This is a genomic window from Mycolicibacterium sphagni, from assembly GCF_002250655.1.
In the GTDB taxonomy this organism is placed as follows: domain Bacteria; phylum Actinomycetota; class Actinomycetes; order Mycobacteriales; family Mycobacteriaceae; genus Mycobacterium; species Mycobacterium sphagni.
This window is the reverse complement of record NZ_NOZR01000038.1, coordinates 1-18,283: the sequence shown is the minus strand read 5'-3', so window position 1 is coordinate 18,283 and position 18,283 is coordinate 1. Positions and strand designations below refer to the sequence as shown.

Genomic DNA, 18,283 nt, shown 5'->3' with positions numbered 1-18,283 from the left:
ATGAGCTCCTGGCGGTGAATGCCGCTTCGCGAAACCATCGAGTCCCCCGTGTGAGCCCCGCTCAAACTGAAGGGGCACAGCGGAATTCACGGCAGTCTGGCGGTTTACCCGCAGGACCCACACAGTAAAATCTCGAAACCACTGGGGATCCCGTCGCCGGTGGCATGATCGGACCATGGCCCGCATCGAGGATTACGCCCTGCTCGGCGACCTACAGACCGCGGCGCTGGTGAGCACAGGCGGATCCATCGACTGGCTCTGCCTACCCCGATTCGACTCCCCCGCGTGCTTCGCCGCACTGCTGGACACCCCGGACGCCGGACACTGGTCGCTGGCGCCCGCAGCGGGCGGCACCTGTACGCGTCGTCGTTACGTCGACGACACGGTGGTGTTGGAAACCGAATGGGTGACCCACGACGGAACGGTGCGGGTGATCGACTTCATGCCGCCCCGCGGACACGCCCCGGATGTGGTGCGGATCGTCGAAGGTGTGCACGGCGCCGTCGCGATGCATTCCGATTTGAAACTCCGATTCGAATACGGCCGGGTGGTGCCCTGGGTCCGGCACCACGGTGATCGGATCGAGGCGCTCGCCGGGCCCAACCGGGTCAGACTGCGCACCCCGGTGCCCACCAAGGGACACGAGATGAGCACCGTCTCGGACTTCACCGTCCGCCCCGGGGACCGGGTGCCCTTCGTGCTCACCTGGAGTGCGAGCCACCTGCCGTCTCCCAAGACCGTCGACGCCGAACACGCCCTGCGCGACACCTTGACGTTCTGGACCGACTGGTCGAAACAAGGCAATCCGGTGCGCGGCCCCTACCGGGACGCCATCAAGCGGTCGCTGATAACGCTGAAAGCCTTGACCTACGAGCCCACCGGCGGCATCGTCGCGGCCGCGACGACGTCGCTGCCCGAACAGATTGGCGGCGGCCGCAATTGGGACTACCGCTACTGCTGGCTGCGAGATTCGACCTACACCTTGCAGGCGTTGATCTCCGCCGGATACCTCGCCGAAGCCAAGGCCTGGCGCGAATGGCTGCTACGCGCCGTCGCTGGGGAACCCGATGACCTCAAGATCATGTATGCCCTCGACGGGACCCGTTACATACCAGAGGCCGAACTGCCCTGGCTAGCCGGTTACGATAACTCCCAGCCGGTGCGCACCGGCAACGCCGCCTCCGATCAACTCCAACTCGACGTATGGGGTGAGACCCTCGACGGGCTGGCCCTGGCCCGCAACGCCGGGATCGCCCGGCGAGACGACGCCTGGGATCTGCAGGTCGCGTTGATGAACCATCTCGAGGGAGCCTGGGACCAACCAGACAATGGACTCTGGGAGATGCGCGGTGCGCGAAGGCATTTCACTCACTCCAAGGTGATGGCCTGGACGGGCGCCAACCGGATGGCGAGCGCCGTGCGTGCTCATCCCGAGTTATACGGCCCAGCTGATCGCTGGGAAGCCCTGGCCGGCACCATCCACGCCGACGTTCTCGCTCACGGCTATGACGCCGACCGGAACACCTTCACCCAGTCGTATGATGCCCCGGGTCTTGACGCCGCTCTTCTGATGATTCCCCGCGTCGGGTTCCTGGACCCTAAGGATCCCCGGGTGCTGGGCACCATCACTGCCATCCAGAACGAACTCACCGAGGGTGGACTTGTCAAACGCTACAACACTTCTGAGTCCGACGACGGTCTGTCCGGAGGCGAGGGACTATTTCTGGCCTGTTCGTTCTGGCTGGTCGATGCACTGAACTTGGCCGGGCAAAAGACCGAAGCGACAAAGTTATTCGAGCGACTGCTGACACTGCGTAACGATGTCGGCCTCCTCAGTGAAGAATGGGATCCCGATACCGGGCGACAGCTTGGCAACATGCCCCAGGCATTCAGCCACTTCCCATTGGTCACGAGCGCCCTACAACTGCACGCCGGCCGTGGACACCACAGCAGCCACCCCATCACCGCACCCGGGGACCCAGCCGCCTGAGCGACGGATTTCTGCCCGTTTGTGCTCGCGTGCTTCACGCGATGCGGCCGGCGTGGCTGAAGCGGGCCGCGCGGCGGTGGATGCGGTGCTCGCGGGCGCGCGTGCGTTTCGGAGCGTTATCCGGGCGCGCCCCGGCAGCGTAGAAGAACTTTTTGGTCACTTCGACTAGGAGCAGGTAGGCCACTGTCATCACCGCCAGCGCGATGTAGAACTGCCACGGCAGGGTGGTGAACCCGAGACTCCGGGCCCACGGCGAGACGGTCAAGACGATGCCGACACCCACGACCACGAGGGTTGTCAGTGTCAGGACACCGCTGGGTCGGCTGCGGAAGAACGGCACCTTCCGGGTGCGGATGGCGAAGATGATCAACGTCTGGGTAGCCAACGATTCCACGAACCACCCGGTGCGGAATTCCACCGGCCCAGCATGCAAAAGCCCGAGCATGAGCGCGAAGGTAATGAAGTCGAACAGCGAACTGATCGGGCCGAAGGTCAGCATGAACCGGCGGATGAACGCGATGTTCCAGTGCGAGGGTGCCTGCAGTTGCTCGGCATCTACGTGGTCGGTCGGGATCGCGAGTTGCGAGCTGTCGTAGAGCAGATTGTTCAACAGGATCTGACTCGGCAGCATCGGCAGGAAAGACAGCACGGCCGAGGCGGCGGCCGCGCTGAACATGTTGCCGAAATTGCTGGACGTGCCCATCAATACGTATTTGATGGTGTTGGCGAAGATCCGCCTGCCCTCGGCGACACCGGCGGCCAGTACACCGAGGTCCTTTTCGAGCAGCACCACGTCGGCGGCGTCCTTGGCCACATCGGTAGCGGTGTCCACTGAGATCCCGACGTCGGCTGCATGCAGTGCCAGCGCGTCATTGACGCCGTCGCCGAGGAAGGCCACCGAGCGCCCACACTTTCGCATCGACACGATCAACCGCGCCTTCTGCTCAGGTGAGATCCTGGCGAAAATGGTGTGGTTCTGGGCCGCCAGCAGGAATCCGGCGTCGTCGAGGGTATCGATCTCGGCACCGGTGATCGTGCCCTTGGACACCAAACCCAAATCAGTGCAGACTTTTTCGGCGACGAGCGGGTTGTCGCCGGTGGCCACCTTGACCTCGATGCCCAACGCCGACAATTGCGTCAGGGAATCCCGAGCCGCTGTCTTCGGCTCGTCGGCGAATACCAGGAAACCGTTAAGCGTGAGCCCGCACTCGTCGTCCGCAGTGACGGCAGTCAGATCCGGCGCCGGCTTGCTGGCCACCGCCACCACGCGGCGACCGTCAGCGAATAATGCATCTAGCGTGGACCCCGCCAGGTGCTCCTGTGCTGGGGTCGTCAGGCAGTTGGCCATCACCTGCTCGGGGGCACCTTTGACCACGAGCCAGCGCTCACCGCCGTCGTCGAGCAGTGCCGAGACCGCCCGGCGAGTGTGGTCGAACGGCAACGTGGCGATCCGGTGGGCGGTGGTGCTCGCCAGGCGGGTGGCGTCGGGAGATTCCCACAGTGCGGCGTCCATGGCGTTGGCGCTGACAGCCGCCGAGGCTGCGTCGACATCGGTGGTCAGCAGCGCCGCCCGAAGTACCCCGTCCGCGTGCACGCCCGCCGGGTCGACGGCATCGACCAGGCTGATCCGGCCCTCGGTCAGGGTGCCGGTCTTATCGGTGATCAGTACGTCGATATCGCCGAGGTCCTCGATGCACACCAATCGTTTGACCAGGACCTTCAGCTTCGCCAGCCGGCGAGATCCGGTCGCCAGGCTGGCGCTCACCACTGCGGGTAGCAGCTGCGGCGTGATCCCCACCGCGATCGCCAGGGCGAACAACACCGAATCGATCACCGGCCGGCGCAACAACAGGTTGGTGACCAAAATGAGCAAGGTCAGCGTCAGCGCCACCCATAGCAGCAGGTAGGAGAATCGGCGCAGTCCGGCTTGGAATTCGGTCTCGGGCTGGCGTTGGCCCAGACCCGCGGCGATACGGCCGAACTGGGTATCCAAGCCGGTTGCGTACACCAGCCCCGTCCCGTCACCGGCGCTGACGACAGTCCCCATGAAGGCCAGATCGCTCGAATCGGTGAGCCCCACACCGGAATTCACCGATTGTGTCGATTTCTCCGACGCCGATGACTCACCAGACAGGATGCTCTCGTCGCATTCCAGGCCGTTGACGTCGATCAGCCGGATGTCGGCAGGCACCACTTCACCCAGCGCCAGCCGGATCACGTCGCCGGGCACCAAGTCAGTGACATCAACCCTGCAGAACTGCCCGTCGCGGCGCACCACGGCTGAATGATGCACGCTCGAATGCAAGGCAGCGGAGGCGCGTTCAGCGCGATACTCGTTGACGAAACCCAGGCCGACACTAGCCACCAGGATGACACCGATGATGATCGCTTGCGTGCTGTCGCCCAGAAAGAAAGCGATAGCCGCGGTCACCGCCAGCAGTATCAGCACCGCATTACGGAGCTGACTGCCCAACACCGCAATCGCACGAACCCGATGCGTACGAAGGGCGTTGGGGCCGTGGCGGGCCAGCCGCGCGGACGCATCGGCAACGGACAGGCCTTCCACCGAGGTGGCAAGCCACTGGAGCACCTCGTCGACGGGCGTCCCCGCTACCCGTGCAGCCGTCAGCTCGGGCGCAGCCACTTGACCGGCGCTGCCAGGCTGCCGGAAGGCAGTCGGGCTCATTGCCCGTCACCTCGCGATACCCACAATGCCAACAATTTTCAGCTATCCGACCGCGTGAGCAGAACCTTGAGCGCCCCGGTATGGGCGGCGCGGGCGAAGGTGTCATAAGCCGCTTCGAAGTCGCCGAGGGCGAAGCGGTGAGTGATCATCGGCGAGGTGTCGAGCTGATGGCTGGCGACCAGCCCGATCAGCGTTGGTGTCGAGTATGTGTCGACCAGCCCGGTGGTGATGGTCAGGTTCTTGCTCCAGATGTCTTCGAGGTGCAAGGTGGCCGGCGCGCCGTGCACCCCGATGTTTGCGACATGTCCGCCGGGGCGAACCAGCCGCACGGCCATGTCGAATGTCTGCGGCGTCCCGACGGCCTCGATCGTGACATCGGCGCCCAGGCCGGAGGTGAGTTCGGCGATGACGGCTGCGGGATCGTCACGACTGTTGTTGACCACGATGTCGGCGCCGAACTTGCGGGCCGCCTCCAGCCGTGAGTCGGCGAGATCGATCGCGACGATTCGGCTGGGGCTGAACAACTGGGCGGTGAGGATGGCAGCCAGCCCGATGGGTCCCGCGCCGACCACGGCGACGACATCGCCGGGCCGAACAGCGCCATTGAGTACACCCACTTCGTAGGAGGTGGGCAGGATGTCGGCGAGCACGATCATCTGTTCGTCGGTGACCCCGTTCGGGATTGGGTGGGTGGAGTTGTCCGCGAACGGTACTCGCACGTATTCGGCCTGGGTGCCGTCGATGAGGTGGCCGAGAATCCAGCCGCCCCCGCCCAGGCACTGCCCATAGCGGGCTTCGCGGCAGTACCGACAGCGTCCGCACGAGGTGATGCACGAGATCAGAACCCGGTCTCCCACGGCCAGTGTGCAGACGCCGGATCCAATCGCGGTGACTGTGCCGACCGCTTCATGACCGAGGATCCGGCCAGGCGTAACTTCCGGCACGTCGCCACCCAGAATGTGCAGGTCGGTTCCGCAGATTGTGACGGCGTCAACGCGCACGACCGCGTCAGTCCGATCGTGAATGGCGGCGTCGGGCACGTCCTCCCAGGCCTTCTCCCCCGCTCCGTGGTATACGAGAGCCTTCAAGGTCGTTGGTCCCTGGTCGTGCCTGCCGATTGCCGCTTGCGCGGCCAGCGATCGAGTAGAGGGATCCGGTTGGTGTGGGTGACGGGCGCAGCCGAAGCCACCGCCGCGCCGTCGTCTGTGCCGGAGCGTTTTTCTTCCAGCAGCTGATCTCGGTCGCGATTGAGGAATGCCGACTCGCGCTGGGAGCGCCTGAGTTCGAGCCGGGCATCCCGGCCGCGGCCCGCCGTGCGCCGAGCGCCGGCGAGCAACACGCTCAGTCCCAGCATCGCCAGCGCCCCGATGACGATCCCGAACACGAACAGTGTGCCCGTCGACCCGGTGACGTGGTAGCCGAGCACCGAGAAATTCCCGCCCAACGGATGCCCAGGCCCAGCATTAGCGAGCACACCGGTGACCGCCACGATCACAGCGATGAGCAGAATAATCAAGCCGACGATGACGATCATGTCGAGGCCTCGGATTCTCTTGCCGGAAAAGGATGTTGAGACGGTTTTGCCGCATGTCCCGGGCGGTTTGCGGTCCAGGTCCAATTACGGACTTCAGGAAGGTCTTGGCCGTGGGTATTGATGTAGCGGGTGTGTTCGACAAGTTTGTCAGCCATGACCTGTCTGAGGTTGTCGCCGGTCGCACCGAGTTGCGGTAGCCGGTCGATGACGTCGGTGACGAGGTGGAAGCGGTCCAGCTTGTTCTGTACCCGCATGTCGAATTCTGTTGTGATGGTGCCTTCTTCGGTGTAGCCGCGAACGTGCAGATTGCGGTTGGCGCGGCGGTAGGTGAGCCGATGGATCAGGCTGGGATAGCCGTGGAAGGCGAAGATGATGTGCTTGTCGATGGTGAACAGGGCATCGTAGTCGCGGTCGCTGAGGCCGTGCGGGTGCTCGCTGGCGGACTGCAATCTCATCAGGTCAACCACGTTGACCACGCGGATCTTCAACTGGGGCAAGTGCTCCCGCAGGATCGACACCGCCGCGAGCACTTCGAGTGTCGGGGTATCCCCGCAGCACCCAAGCACCACGTCCGGTTCAGCGCCCGCAGCGTTTCCGGCCCACTCCCAGATGCCGATGCCCTCGGTGCAGTGCACCTCGGCTTCCTCGATATTCAGCCATTGCGGCATCGGGTGTTTCCCGGCGACGATCACATTGACGTAGTGACGGCTGCGCAGGCAGTGATCGGCCACCGAGAGCAGACAGTTGGCGTCCGGCGGCAGATACACCCGCACGATATCGGCCTTCTTGTTCACGACGTGGTCCAGGAACCCGGGATCCTGGTGGGTGAACCCGTTGTGGTCCTGTTGCCAGACATGCGACGCGAGAAGGTAGTTCAGCGAGGCGATGGGCCGCCGCCAGGGCAGCTGCCTGGTGACTTTGAGCCATTTCGCGTGCTGGTTGAACATCGAGTCGACGATGTGGATAAACGCTTCGTAGCAGTTGAACAGCCCGTGGCGGCCGGTGAGCAGATACCCTTCCAGCCAGCCTTCGCTTTGATGCTCGCTGAGCATCGAATCCAGCACCCGCCCCTGTGTCGCGAGGTCTTCGTCGGTGTCGACGGTGCGGGCCTCCCACTGCCGGTCGGTTACCTGAAAGACGGCACCGAGATTGTTCGACAGCGTCTCATCAGGCCCGAAGATCCGGAAGTTGTGCTCCTCGTCATTGAGGCGGACGACGTCGCGCAGAAACGTGCCAAGCACGCGGGTGTCTTCGCAGTTCACCGCGCCCGGAGACGCTACCGCCACGGCGTAGGTGCGGTAGTCGGGCATGGCGAGGTCGCGCACCACCCCGCTGTTGGTGTGCGGATTGGCGCCCATCCGCCGCTGCCCGCGGGGTGCCAGTGCGGCAAGATCGGGCAGCAGGCGCCCGGCTTCATCGAACAGCTCGCCGGGTTTGTAGCTGCGCATCCAGGCGTCGAGCTGTTCGACGTGGCCGGGATGTGCCTCGTCGACCAGCAGCGGCACCTGATGTGCACGAAACGTGCCTTCGATCTGCACCCCGTCCACGAACTTTGGCCCGGTCCAGCCTTTCGGCGAGCGCAGCACGATCATTGGCCACCGCGGTCGGGTGCTGTCGCCGACTGCGCGGGCGTGGCGTTGAATCGATTGAATCGCTTCGATCGATTCATCCAGGACAGTGGCCATCAGCTCGTGCATGTCTTCGGGATCGTCGCCTTCGACGTAGCGCGGCTCCCAGCCACAGCCACGCAGGAACTGGTCGAGTTCCTCGGGTTCGATGCGGGCCAACACGGTGGGGTTGCTGATCTTGTAGCCGTTGAGATGCAGGATCGGCAGTACCGCCCCATCGGCGATCGGGTTGAGGAACTTGTTGGACTGCCACGCGGTGGCCAGCGGACCCGTCTCGGCCTCACCGTCGCCGATGATGCAGGCGACAACAAGGTCCGGGTTGTCGAACGCGGCACCGAACGCGTGGCTCAGCGAGTAGCCGAGTTCCCCGCCCTCGTGGATTGATCCCGGAGTCGTCGGCGCCACATGACTGGAAATGCCTCCCGGGAAGGAGAATTGGGTGAACAGCCTCTTCATCCCGCGCTCGTCTTGGCTCACGTCGGGATAGATTTCGGAGTAGGAGCCCTCCAGGTAGGTATTCGCGACCAGCGCTGGGCCACCGTGACCGGGACCGGCGACGTAGAACATGTCCAGGTCGTACTTCGTGATCGCTCGGTTCAAATGCACGTAGATGAAGTTCTGCCCTGGCGTGGTCCCCCAGTGCCCGACAACGAGCGGCTTCACATCGGTGAGCGCCAGCGGCCGCTTCAGCAGCGGGTTGTCGTACAGGTAGATCTGACCGACCGACAGGTAGTTCGCCGCCCGCCAATAGGCGTTCATGTTATGCAGCAGTTCCGGATCCAACGTTGCGGTGCTCGTCCTCGGTGCGGTAATCGTCATGGGGTGTCCTCGCGCTCGGTCGGACGAACATGGTTGTCTTTGGCTTTCGTGGCCGGCCGGTTGACCTGTGCCGAATCGGTCAGCAATCGGACGAGCTGGCGCTCGTCCAACGCGGTCCAGGCGAGCCACTGATCCGGGTCGTCCTCAAGCCCAACGGCGGTGGTGTTGTCCGTGGTGGGCCGCACCGGCTTGGCCGCCGATGTCCCCTTACTCATGCGCCGCGCCATCCAGATGCTGTAGACGAACAGTGGCAGTAACTGCACCAGAAAGGTCATGGCCGGCCCCCGGTAGTCGAGGTTCCGTTGGACACCACTGTCGGAACAGGGATCGGTGGTTGCGGCTGGGGGTCGACTGCCGCGGCGCCCTCCCGGGCGAGGAAGGCTCCCAGTTCGGCGATGGTCGACATCAACGGCGCCGGGAACACGACGGTGGTGTTCTTATCCACCCCGAGCTCGACCAAGGTCTGCAGATTGCGTAGCTGCAACGCCAGCGGGTGGGCCATCATGGTGTCCGAGGCATCACCCAAAGCGGCCGCCGCCAGCGATTCCCCCTCGGCAGCAATGATTTTCGCGCGTTTCTCCCGCTCGGCTTCCGCCTGGCGCGCCATCGCCCGCTTCATCGTCTCGGGCAGCTGAATGTCCTTGAGCTCGACCAGGGTGACCTGCACGCCCCACTCGATCGTGGTGACATCCAGGATCGCGCGGATATCGAGGTTGATCTTGTCCGTTTCAGACAGGGTTTCATCAAGCGTGTGCTGGCCCACCACCTTGCGCAACGTGGTTTGCGCGATCTGGTCGATCGCCGCGCGGACGTTCTCGATGGCGATCACCGACTTCACCGCGTCGACCACCTTGAAATAGGCCACCGCCGACACATCCACACTGACGTTGTCGCGGGTAATGATGCCCTGGGACTGGATCGGCATGGTCACAATCCGCAACGAAATCCTATGCAACACATCCACGAACGGGATGATCAACCGCAACCCGGGCGCCCGCTCCCCGACCACCCGGCCCAACCGGAACAACACCCCCTCCTCGTACTGCTTCACGATCCGCACCGACATCGCCACGGCCAACAGCACAAGGATGCAGACCACAACGACCACCATGCCGAGCGCCTTCATCGCCGGCCATCCCGCGGCGCGCCGCGCTGGGGACTGGCCGCGCCATCATCGATGGCAGCAGTCGTCGTTCTGGGCTGCTGCAACAGGGCCGATCGAATGGAGAAATTCTGAGGGACAGTCATAGTGATCCTGACGCAAACGATCACCGACACACGAAGGGCCTCGGAGCCAACGCTCCTCAAGTTCTGCAGCGGACAGCCGAACTCATCCCGAACCAGCTGAAATTCTCAGCACTTTCGACGTTACACCTCTTAGGACCCACCCGGCGCAGTGTCGTTCAGACCCACGGCACCCTCCCAGGGCTGAGGCGCTCCTGCGCTGCCGCAGGTCACGCCCAACGGGTGTAGCGTTACCCATGTTGAGACGCTCAACCAGTCCGGAATGAGGACGGCTGCCCGCTGCCGACTCTCGCAGAGCAAATGCTCGTGCCGGACACGTCGGTCATCACCGTATCCTCGGGAATCGCCATGAACTCCGCAGGCTCGCAGGGGAATCCGAAACCAGCTCCTGCGCAATACTTTCCGATCGCCAGTGTGATGTGCCTTCTCCGGCGTTACCAATCAGATCGCCCACGGCCCGAGCCGGCCGCTGACTTACCACGCACGGACCGGGCACCGTGACGACCGATACACCCCACGCCCCGCAGGGCACGGCCGCGGGCGACGCCCAACCGGGGACCGGCCTGAAGTCGGCCCCGCTAGCCGAGGTGCAGAAGGATCTTGGCTATTCGCCCGACGGGCTCAGCACCGTCGAAGCGACGAAGCGCCTGGCACAGTATGGGCCCAACGAGATCGCCGAACACAAGACCAACCCGCTGTTGAAGTTTCTCGGCTACTTCTGGGGTCCGATCCCGTGGATGATCGAGATCGCCGTCATTCTGTCGGGAGCGGTCGGGCACTGGCCGGACTTCTTCATCATCCTGCTGCTGTTGGTCGCCAACGGCGTGGTCGGCTATACCGAGGAACGGCAGGCAGGCAACGCCATCGAGGCGCTCAAAGCCAAGCTGGCGATCAACGCGCGCGTGGTCCGCGACGGCGCGTGGGTCAATGCACCGGCACGCGAATTAGTGCCGGGTGACGTCATCCGGTTGCGGCTGGGCGATATCGTTCCCGCCGATGCGCGACTGCTGGATGGCGATGAGATCGAGGTCGATCAGTCGGCGCTGACCGGCGAGTCGCTGCCCGCCACCTGCGCCACCGGTGACGCGGTGTTCTCCGGGTCAATCATCCGGCAGGGTGAGATCGGCGCCCTGGTGTATGCCACCGGCACCGGCACCTACTTCGGCAAGACTGCCGAATTGGTCCAGGACGCACACACGGTCAGCCATTTCCAGCGCGCCGTGCTCAAGATCGGCAACTACCTGATCATCCTCGCGGTCGCACTGGTGTCGCTCATCGTGGTTGCGGCGATCCTGCGCGGGGACCGGGTCCTGACCACCCTGCAGTTCGCCCTGGTGCTGACCGTCGCGGCCATCCCGGTGGCCATGCCGACAGTGCTGTCGGTGACGATGGCCGTCGGGGCACGACTACTCGCCAAGAAACAGGCCATCGTCAGCCGGCTGGTGGCTATCGAGGAACTCGCCGGCGTGGACGTGCTGTGCGCGGACAAAACGGGCACCTTGACGCAGAACTCCCTCACGCTGGGCACCCCGTTAGCCGTGGACGGCGTCGCCCCGGCGACGGTGATCCTCGACGGCGCCCTGGCTTCCCGCGCCGACAATGACGACCCGATCGACCGGGCGGTGCTCGGCGGACTCGACGCCGCCACGGTCTTGAAGCCATACAGCGTCACCCATTTCAAACCCTTCGACCCCGTGCACAAGCGCACCGAGGCTGCCGTCACCGCCGCCGACGGGGCGACGTTCCGGGTCACCAAGGGCGCTCCGCAGGTCATCCTGGCGCTGGCCGCGAATTCTGCACAGATTTCCTCGGCCGTCGATGAGGCCGTCAACGACTTCGCCGCGCGAGGCTTCCGGTCATTGGGCGTGGCCCGCGCCGACGGCGACACTGGCGACGGCGGCTGGCAGTTCGCCGGTGTGCTGCCGCTGTTCGACCCACCGCGTGATGACGCGGCGGCTACCATCGGCACCGCACATGCGATGGGCGTCACCGTCAAGATGGTCACCGGCGATGCGTTGGCCATCGCCAAGGAAACCGCCGCCAAGATCGGTCTGGGTACCCACATCCTCGACGCCGCGGGCTTGGGCGACACCACGAAGCGCGAGTCGGCGGCGGTAGCCGAATCGATAGAGACCGCTGACGGTTTCGCCCAGGTGTTCCCCGAGCACAAGTACCACATCATCGACGTTCTGCAGCAGCGCGGCCACATCGTCGGCATGACCGGCGACGGCGTCAACGACGCCCCCGCCCTGAAGAAGGCCGATTGCGGCATCGCCGTGTCCGGGGCCACCGACGCTGCCCGGGCGGCCGCCGACATCGTGCTGCTGACTCCGGGGTTGTCCGTGATCATCGAAGCGATCAAGCAGAGCCGCAAGATCTTTCAACGGATGAACAGCTATGCGATGTACCGCATCGCCGAAACGCTGCGGGTGCTGCTCTTCATGACGGTCGCCATCCTGGTGTTCAACTTCTACCCGTTGACCGCGATCATGATCGTCATGCTCGCCCTGCTGAACGACGGCGCCATCCTGTCCATCGCGTACGACAACGTGCACTACCGCAACGAGCCCGAAGCCTGGAACATGCGGCTGGTGCTCGGCATCGCCACCGTGCTGGGCGTGATCGGGCCGATCGCGGCGTTCGGCCTGTTCTACCTGGGCGACCGCGTGTTCGACCTCGGTCATCCGCGCGTGCAAACCCTGATGTACCTAATGCTTTCCGTCGCAGGCCATCTCACCATCTTCTTGACGCGGACCCGCGGCCCGTTCTGGTCGATCCGCCCGGCTCGCATCTTGCTGATCGCGGTCTGCGGCACCCAGACCATCGCCACCCTGATCGCCGTCTACGGGCTATTCATGGCCCCACTCGGCTGGAAATGGGCGGCACTGGTCTGGGCGTACGCCCTGGCGTGGTTCCTGATCAGCGATCGCGTCAAACTCATTGCCTATCGCATCCTGGACCCCCCGAAGAAGACGACCAAGACGTCCGAACCAGCTCGGGCCCTCGCCCCGGCATCGTCGTGAGACGAATAGTGCAGTAGGACAATGCGGCAACTCGACCTCATGAAGCCGTACCGTGCCGTCATGTTCGATCTCGACGGCACACTCGCGGCGTCGAAGAGCGACATTTCACCGGCCACGGCTCGAATGCTCTGTGCCCTACTCGCAGTCATCGACGTGTGCATTATTTCTGGCGGAAGCCTCGAGCAGTTCGAGGCGCAAGTTTTACGGCACCTTGACGGCCTCCCCGACCTCAAGCGCCTGCATCTGATGCCCACCTGCGGTACCCGTTACCTGCGGTGGGAAGCGGCCGGCTGGAGCGACGTGTATTTCGAGAAGCTGTCTGCCGACGAAAAGAACCGCGCATGCGACGTTCTTCGGGACGGGGCACAGACGCTCGGCTACTGGACGGACGATACGTGGGGAGCAGCATTCGAAGACCGCGGCAGTCAAATCACTTATTCCGCACTTGGCCAGAGCGCGCCCGTCGACGTGAAATTGGCGTGGGACCCGGACAATTCGAAAAAAGAGTCGTTGCGTGCGTTCGCGGCCCAACGACTGCCGGATCTCGAGGTCAAGAGCGGAGGCTCGACGTCGATCGACGTGACTCGGCGGGGTATCGACAAAGCCTACGGAGCCAGGAAGCTGATGTCGGCACTGCTCCTGACCGAACGTGAGATCCTCTTCTTCGGCGACCGGTTGGACCCCGGCGGTAACGACTATCCCGTCAAGGCAATGGGTATCGACTGCATCGAAGTCCTCGGGTGGGAAGACACGATTTCGAAGGTTGCGAACACTTTTGGGCAGGCACTCGGGGCGCCACGTTGATGGCCAATAACGGCCTCGACGGTGATGTGCAAATACGTTCCCAAAGCCAATGAGATGGCAGCCCTGTGGGAAGTCTGTGAGGGCCATTTCCGCTGCTAGCGTGGGCAGGATTCGAACCTGCGACCTCTGGGTTATGAGCTGTCGTCTCAATAGTTTGCTAGGTCCGTTAAGTCTCATTTATGCAGGTAAATGACTATTGACATTTCGGTCTGTTTCAGGACGTCTTGCCGATTTCGACCCGTTTCGGAGGGTTTTGTTCCCAAATCCGTTCCCAAATCGGAAGTCTTTGCGTTTGCGTGTTAGCTGGCAGCAGGTGGCGGCGTGGCCCAGCAATAGCAAATTTAAAGCTCCGCCTGCCAGACGAGGCGGCGCACAAGCGAGCGTATAGCCGCTCTGCCGAAGTTGGGCCGCCAGGGCGGCCAGAATAGCCCGCAGCGGTCAGCGCGTCGAACATGACTTCGTGAAAATCGTCTGTTTCGTCGATGCCGGTTCGACTGGACAGAGTCTCGCGCACGCAAAAGTGCAGGCCGCAACCGAGCAATCGGGTACCTCCAGCGGCACTGCCACCTTGGCACGTATCGGGCGTGATCCGGGGATAGAAACTTTGACGATGCCTGACGGACCTCACCGACCGTGCGCACCGCACGAACACGCAACTCATCCAGATACCTCCGCAACGAATCTTCTGATATGGCTCCATGCTTCACATCCGGTGGAGCCTCCGGAAACGCAGGGGGGATTCAACGCTCGTACCCACGTGCCTCACGAAGCGGTAAAGCTCAGGAGCGTGTCGCCCACCACCATGCCGGCCGTAAGCCACGGACCGCCGCCATCCGCCGCCATGGTTTGGGCGAGCTAAGCCGAAGGGCTCGAGCCAGGCCTGAAAAGCCCGCGTTTGTCCAGCCTCACAGGGTCGTCCACAAGATCTCCGCATGCTCCGGGAGGTTCGAGTCCGCCGGCGGCTCAGCCGTGTAGGCCAGGTAGGTGGCACCAGGGGCCAGCTTGACGGATCTAGTAAAGCTGTTGGTGACGGTCCGTTCATACTCGAAGTTAAGCGACGGCCATCCGGGTTGAGCCACCCCGAGCGTCAGCGTCCCGCGTGCGGCTTTCACAGCTTTGAAGCTATGGCCAAGCACTCCGGCGCTAACAGCCTCCCTTTTAGTCAGGTGGCGATCGTATTGGATGGCGCCCGATGGAAGTTGGCAGCCATCCTCAGTTCGGGGAATAAGCTCCTGTCTGGACGGCTCGTCTTCGACGAAACGGAGTGAAGTCAGCGATACTAAACCCGGGGACTCGAACACCTTCCCCTTGTAAATGAGTGTCCCGTACTCGGTGAAAATCTCAGCGGGCACAACGTACTGAAGGCATTGGCCGTCTGCAGTCTCCCACTGAGACGACCATTGGAAGGTAGTGGTATTCGATCCACCAGCGCCGACAGCGGTTAGGGACACCTTGGCCTGGACCTGGGTCGCTTGTTGTACCGCGTATTCTTCGCTTGCCTTGCAGCCGTCATGTTTTGGACAATGAAGGCGAAGAACGGGAACCATAACCCGCTGTACCGGACCCCTCATCGCAGGGTTTGTCTTCAGCTGGATCTTGCTATCGCCAAACGTCCCCCGTTTCAGCCCAATCTCCCGCACAACGCCACTGAGCGCGTAGCCACGCTCTATGCCCATGGCCAGATTAGGAGTGACCCTGAACTCAGCGGTGTAGTCCGGGACCGCCCAGTTGAAGACCTGGACGATGGGCATCTCCTCGTATGAGAAACCGCCCTGTAAGTCGGGGATGTCTTTAATCACCCAGGTGTCCGGTTGCACATCATCGTCGACGATCAGAAACGAATCCGCAGGTCCAGGGGGGTCCGCAGCGTAGTCGTGAAGAGCCGTCAGGACCTGGATCTCTCCGACGTCGAGCGTCTCATCGGACCAGTCCGTATCTTCATCCGTCAAATCGGGTGCACTGAAGTCTGTTCCGAGGTCTTGGTGAAGGATCTTGACATCCATGTCCATATCTCATCGCATCATCGGCAGGCCCGTACTGAATTACGCAATTCGGCCCGCGACGCGCCCAGATGGCCCTAATTTTCGGCGCCAGTTGGGTGCTGCCGACTCTTCGTGAAGGCTTTTTCTGCCACGGTGCTTGCCGTCGAGATCGCGGCCGAGATCCGTCGGCGAACGCAGCTGAGGTCCGTGAGCTCCTAGCTTCCTGACGAGTCCTCAATGGCGTTGACGCCGGTTGAAATCCAGGCCGGTGTCGCGGGTGCAAAGCCCGGCTGCGTCCACTCGGTATTCCTGCGGCCGCGGTACGCCACGACACCGGTTGCCCTGAACCTGCGCCGCCGGTAGTGAACCGATGGCTTGGCTAATGGAATGTTTTAGCTGTGGACTTCGCGCGAAGGGCAATCCTGGTTCGGGGTGGATAGCGGTTACGGTCATTTGCGTCAGCGACAACGCTCGAACCCATAATCTGGGGGCTTGTCAGCCTGCGACCCAGTGCGTCCCGAGTCGCCCGCAAAAGGAGACTTACCGTGAATCCGAGCGAATACCTCGATCAGCAATACGCAATGGATCAGGCTGCGGTAAAAGATGTTCAGGCCCAAGCGGATAGCGCCTTGCGAACGCTTGAAAAGAACTACCTCGGCGACAAAGGCTGGCCGTACGCGCTGATTGAAGGTAAGAAACCAGAGCCCGAACAGAAGCTCTCGCAGAGCACATCGGCGATGATCCTGCACGCCGTTGCGGTCGCGTACGGTGTGGTCTCCAAGAGCGTCCTCGTGCCGGCAGTGCGGACCGGTACAGGAAAGAAGCGTGATCCTGCCGAGGTGATCGGCCTGTTGCGAGGTGGTGTGGCCGCACTGACGAATACGCTTGGCAGTGGTCGCAAGCCCATGACGAAGTCGGGCACGTGGGGCTCTAACGACCCGCTCACATTGACGTGGCTCTACGAATTGCTTGCGGCTGGTCTACTCGTCGACGAAGCGGGTAGCGATAAGAGTGGTCCCAACCGGGCAATGATCAAGACTATTGCCGAGGAGCGGCTGGCCAAGATCTCAGACGCCCCCGAGTCGGTGCTGCAACCATCCGGACAAACCGATGACTACCCGGTTCACCATCCATTTCTTCTATTGCGTTGGGTGCAGCTAGCGCGGGCGGTAAATGCGGTGGGCTTGGCCGACCTTCCGCAAAGCAAGCTCCCGACGGCATTTCTGAATCTGTTGCGTACCGAGTTATCCAACAGCGACATAAGAGACGGTGGATACGATCCGGCGTGCCTCGTGTTTGCTCTTGAGGGGCTGATGACGATTAACCCCGCAGCCATCACGGACGCAATGCTCGATCAGGTCGTCGGCGTACTTGGCAGGGGGCCAAGCATGACGACGCATTGGCGGCCCGTACGTCCGTTGGCCGCCACACCTCGCGGACTGGTGTTGCTTCCGCAGAGCGTTGAGGTTGCCAATTCGTTCCTTCGAACGTGCGATCTCAAGTTCGCTCAGCGGATCACCGCCGTCCCGCTTTTCACGCGAAGCATCGAAGTGCTCCAGTCCTACACGGACTGGTTGTTATCGCGATCCGCACAGGTGCGAGTCAAGCCAGATAACGCCGACAATGTCTTCCGGGGCTGGCAATCCGAACACACCTACCAACCCAACATGATTCACTTGTGGGCCACCAGCCAAGCTGTGCTTTTTTTGCAGCACTACAGCGCGATGTTGCAGCAGCACATCGCGCGCGCATCCCGCATTGCTGGGAGCCTGGACTTTCGGCCACAGGAAACGCCCGCCGACGAGAGCGCGGAAGCTTGGGACGATAAGCGGAAACGAGAGCCGATGCTTGGGCTCGACCCAACCAGCAAATTCCGTGCATACGACCGGATTGACAAATTCTTTGTGCGACCCAGGACGACGGTCGGCGACACCACAACGCGCAGATACTCGATCTTGCTATACGGACCCCCAGGGACCGGTAAGACCTCTTTCGCTAAAGCAATGGCGGAAGCCCTTAATTACGACCTAATCATCGTGTCCCCCAGCGACTTCATCAGAGGCGGCGAGGCGGATGTCGAAGCTAGGGCAAAGCGCATCTTCGACGTGCTCCTCGCTCAGTCGAAAACGGTGATCCTCTTCGATGAGATCGACCGGCTTCTTTTGGATCGTGACAGTCCGGTGTACGCCGCGCAGGCCGACATGTTCCAATTTATGACGCCGAGCATGCTGACCAAACTCAATGATCTGCGAGAAAAGAAGCAGTCCGTGTTCGTTATCGCGACCAACTACGCCGAACGCATCGACAGTGCGATCAAGCGCCCGGGGCGTATCGACGAACAGATCGTCTTGCTGCCACCCGATCTGTTGCAGCGTACGAAGATTATCGCCAAATGCGCCGAGGACCTTGGACTCGCCGAACTGCAAGAGGAGCGGGACGCGGCTATTCTGGCAGGAGAGACTCCGCTCTACATTTATTCTGAACTCGAGTTCCTCTGGCGAGTCCCCGTTACGGAGTCCACCCGGTTTTAGAGTCGGGTTGGTTTGATCCGTTCTCAGTTGATGCTGCAGGC

11 protein-coding genes are annotated in these 18,283 nt (G+C 62.7%); 4 read left to right on the top strand and 7 right to left on the bottom strand.

Features of this window, described 5'->3' with window-relative positions; all coding sequences use genetic code 11:
• The first annotated feature begins 175 nt into the window (after positions 1-175).
• Positions 176-1,990 (top strand): glycoside hydrolase family 15 protein, encoded by a 1,815-nt coding sequence (locus CG716_RS27800; RefSeq protein ID WP_094484369.1) that lies wholly within the window; start codon positions 176-178, stop codon positions 1,988-1,990.
• A 34-nt stretch (positions 1,991-2,024) separates the two neighbouring features.
• On the opposite strand, the gene mgtA is transcribed toward CG716_RS27800, so the two are convergent.
• The 6 genes from mgtA to CG716_RS27770 are packed head-to-tail and all read right to left on the bottom strand — an operon-like array spanning position 2,025 to position 9,768.
• Positions 2,025-4,676 carry a magnesium-translocating P-type ATPase gene (mgtA, locus tag CG716_RS27795; protein WP_094484368.1) on the bottom strand — a complete coding sequence of 884 codons (2,652 nt, stop codon included), beginning with the start codon at positions 4,674-4,676 and terminating at the stop codon, positions 2,025-2,027.
• A gap of 38 nt (positions 4,677-4,714) precedes the next feature.
• Positions 4,715-5,764 (bottom strand): zinc-dependent alcohol dehydrogenase family protein, encoded by a 1,050-nt coding sequence (locus CG716_RS27790; RefSeq protein WP_094484367.1) that lies wholly within the window; start codon positions 5,762-5,764, stop codon positions 4,715-4,717.
• Positions 5,761-6,210 carry a hypothetical protein gene (locus CG716_RS27785; protein ID WP_094484366.1) on the bottom strand — a complete coding sequence of 150 codons (450 nt, stop codon included), beginning with the start codon at positions 6,208-6,210 and terminating at the stop codon, positions 5,761-5,763. The genes CG716_RS27790 and CG716_RS27785 overlap by 4 nt, the downstream gene beginning before the upstream one ends.
• Positions 6,207-8,657, bottom strand: coding sequence for a phosphoketolase family protein (locus CG716_RS27780; RefSeq protein WP_094484365.1), 2,451 nt, complete (start codon positions 8,655-8,657; stop codon positions 6,207-6,209). The genes CG716_RS27785 and CG716_RS27780 overlap by 4 nt, the downstream gene beginning before the upstream one ends.
• On the bottom strand, positions 8,654-8,932 hold the full coding sequence (locus CG716_RS27775) for a hypothetical protein (protein WP_094484364.1): 279 nt from the start codon (positions 8,930-8,932) through the stop codon (positions 8,654-8,656). Before CG716_RS27775 ends, CG716_RS27780 begins: the two co-directional genes overlap by 4 nt.
• A complete protein-coding gene (locus CG716_RS27770; RefSeq protein ID WP_420093236.1) occupies positions 8,929-9,768 on the bottom strand; it encodes a slipin family protein in 840 nt (279 codons plus the stop codon). Before CG716_RS27770 ends, CG716_RS27775 begins: the two co-directional genes overlap by 4 nt.
• A 697-nt stretch (positions 9,769-10,465) precedes the next feature.
• On the opposite strand from CG716_RS27770, the gene CG716_RS27765 reads away from it, so the two are divergent.
• A complete protein-coding gene (locus tag CG716_RS27765) occupies positions 10,466-12,925 on the top strand; it encodes a plasma-membrane proton-efflux P-type ATPase (protein WP_094484386.1) in 2,460 nt (819 codons plus the stop codon).
• 60 nt (positions 12,926-12,985) lie between these two features.
• Positions 12,986-13,729 (top strand): HAD-IIB family hydrolase, encoded by a 744-nt coding sequence (locus CG716_RS27760; protein WP_234818072.1) that lies wholly within the window; start codon positions 12,986-12,988, stop codon positions 13,727-13,729.
• Positions 13,730-14,634: 905 nt separating this feature from the next.
• Here CG716_RS27760 and CG716_RS27755 read toward each other — a convergent pair.
• The gene (locus CG716_RS27755) at positions 14,635-15,732 is read right to left on the bottom strand and encodes a hypothetical protein (protein WP_133067037.1); all 1,098 of its coding nucleotides are present in this window, start codon (positions 15,730-15,732) and stop codon (positions 14,635-14,637) included.
• A gap of 524 nt (positions 15,733-16,256) precedes the next feature.
• Between CG716_RS27755 and CG716_RS27750 the strand changes: the two genes are divergently transcribed.
• Entirely contained in the window at positions 16,257-18,242 is a 1,986-nt protein-coding gene (locus CG716_RS27750; RefSeq protein ID WP_094484360.1) for an ATP-binding protein, read from the top strand.
• Positions 18,243-18,283 lie beyond the last annotated feature (41 nt).

What these genes read in the sequence shown, in the direction of transcription:
- CG716_RS27800 (WP_094484369.1), top strand. Translation starts at nt 176, where the DNA reads ATGGCCCGCATCGAGGATTACGCCCTGCTCGGCGACCTACAGACCGCG.
- mgtA (WP_094484368.1), bottom strand. Translation starts at nt 4,676, where the DNA reads ATGAGCCCGACTGCCTTCCGGCAGCCTGGCAGCGCCGGTCAAGTGGCT.
- CG716_RS27785 (WP_094484366.1), bottom strand. Translation starts at nt 6,210, where the DNA reads ATGATCGTCATCGTCGGCTTGATTATTCTGCTCATCGCTGTGATCGTG.
- CG716_RS27755 (WP_133067037.1), bottom strand. Translation starts at nt 15,732, where the DNA reads ATGGATGTCAAGATCCTTCACCAAGACCTCGGAACAGACTTCAGTGCA.
- CG716_RS27780 (WP_094484365.1), bottom strand. Translation starts at nt 8,657, where the DNA reads ATGACGATTACCGCACCGAGGACGAGCACCGCAACGTTGGATCCGGAA.
- CG716_RS27760 (WP_234818072.1), top strand. Translation starts at nt 12,986, where the DNA reads ATGTTCGATCTCGACGGCACACTCGCGGCGTCGAAGAGCGACATTTCA.
- CG716_RS27775 (WP_094484364.1), bottom strand. Translation starts at nt 8,932, where the DNA reads ATGACCTTTCTGGTGCAGTTACTGCCACTGTTCGTCTACAGCATCTGG.
- CG716_RS27770 (WP_420093236.1), bottom strand. Translation starts at nt 9,768, where the DNA reads ATGGTGGTCGTTGTGGTCTGCATCCTTGTGCTGTTGGCCGTGGCGATG.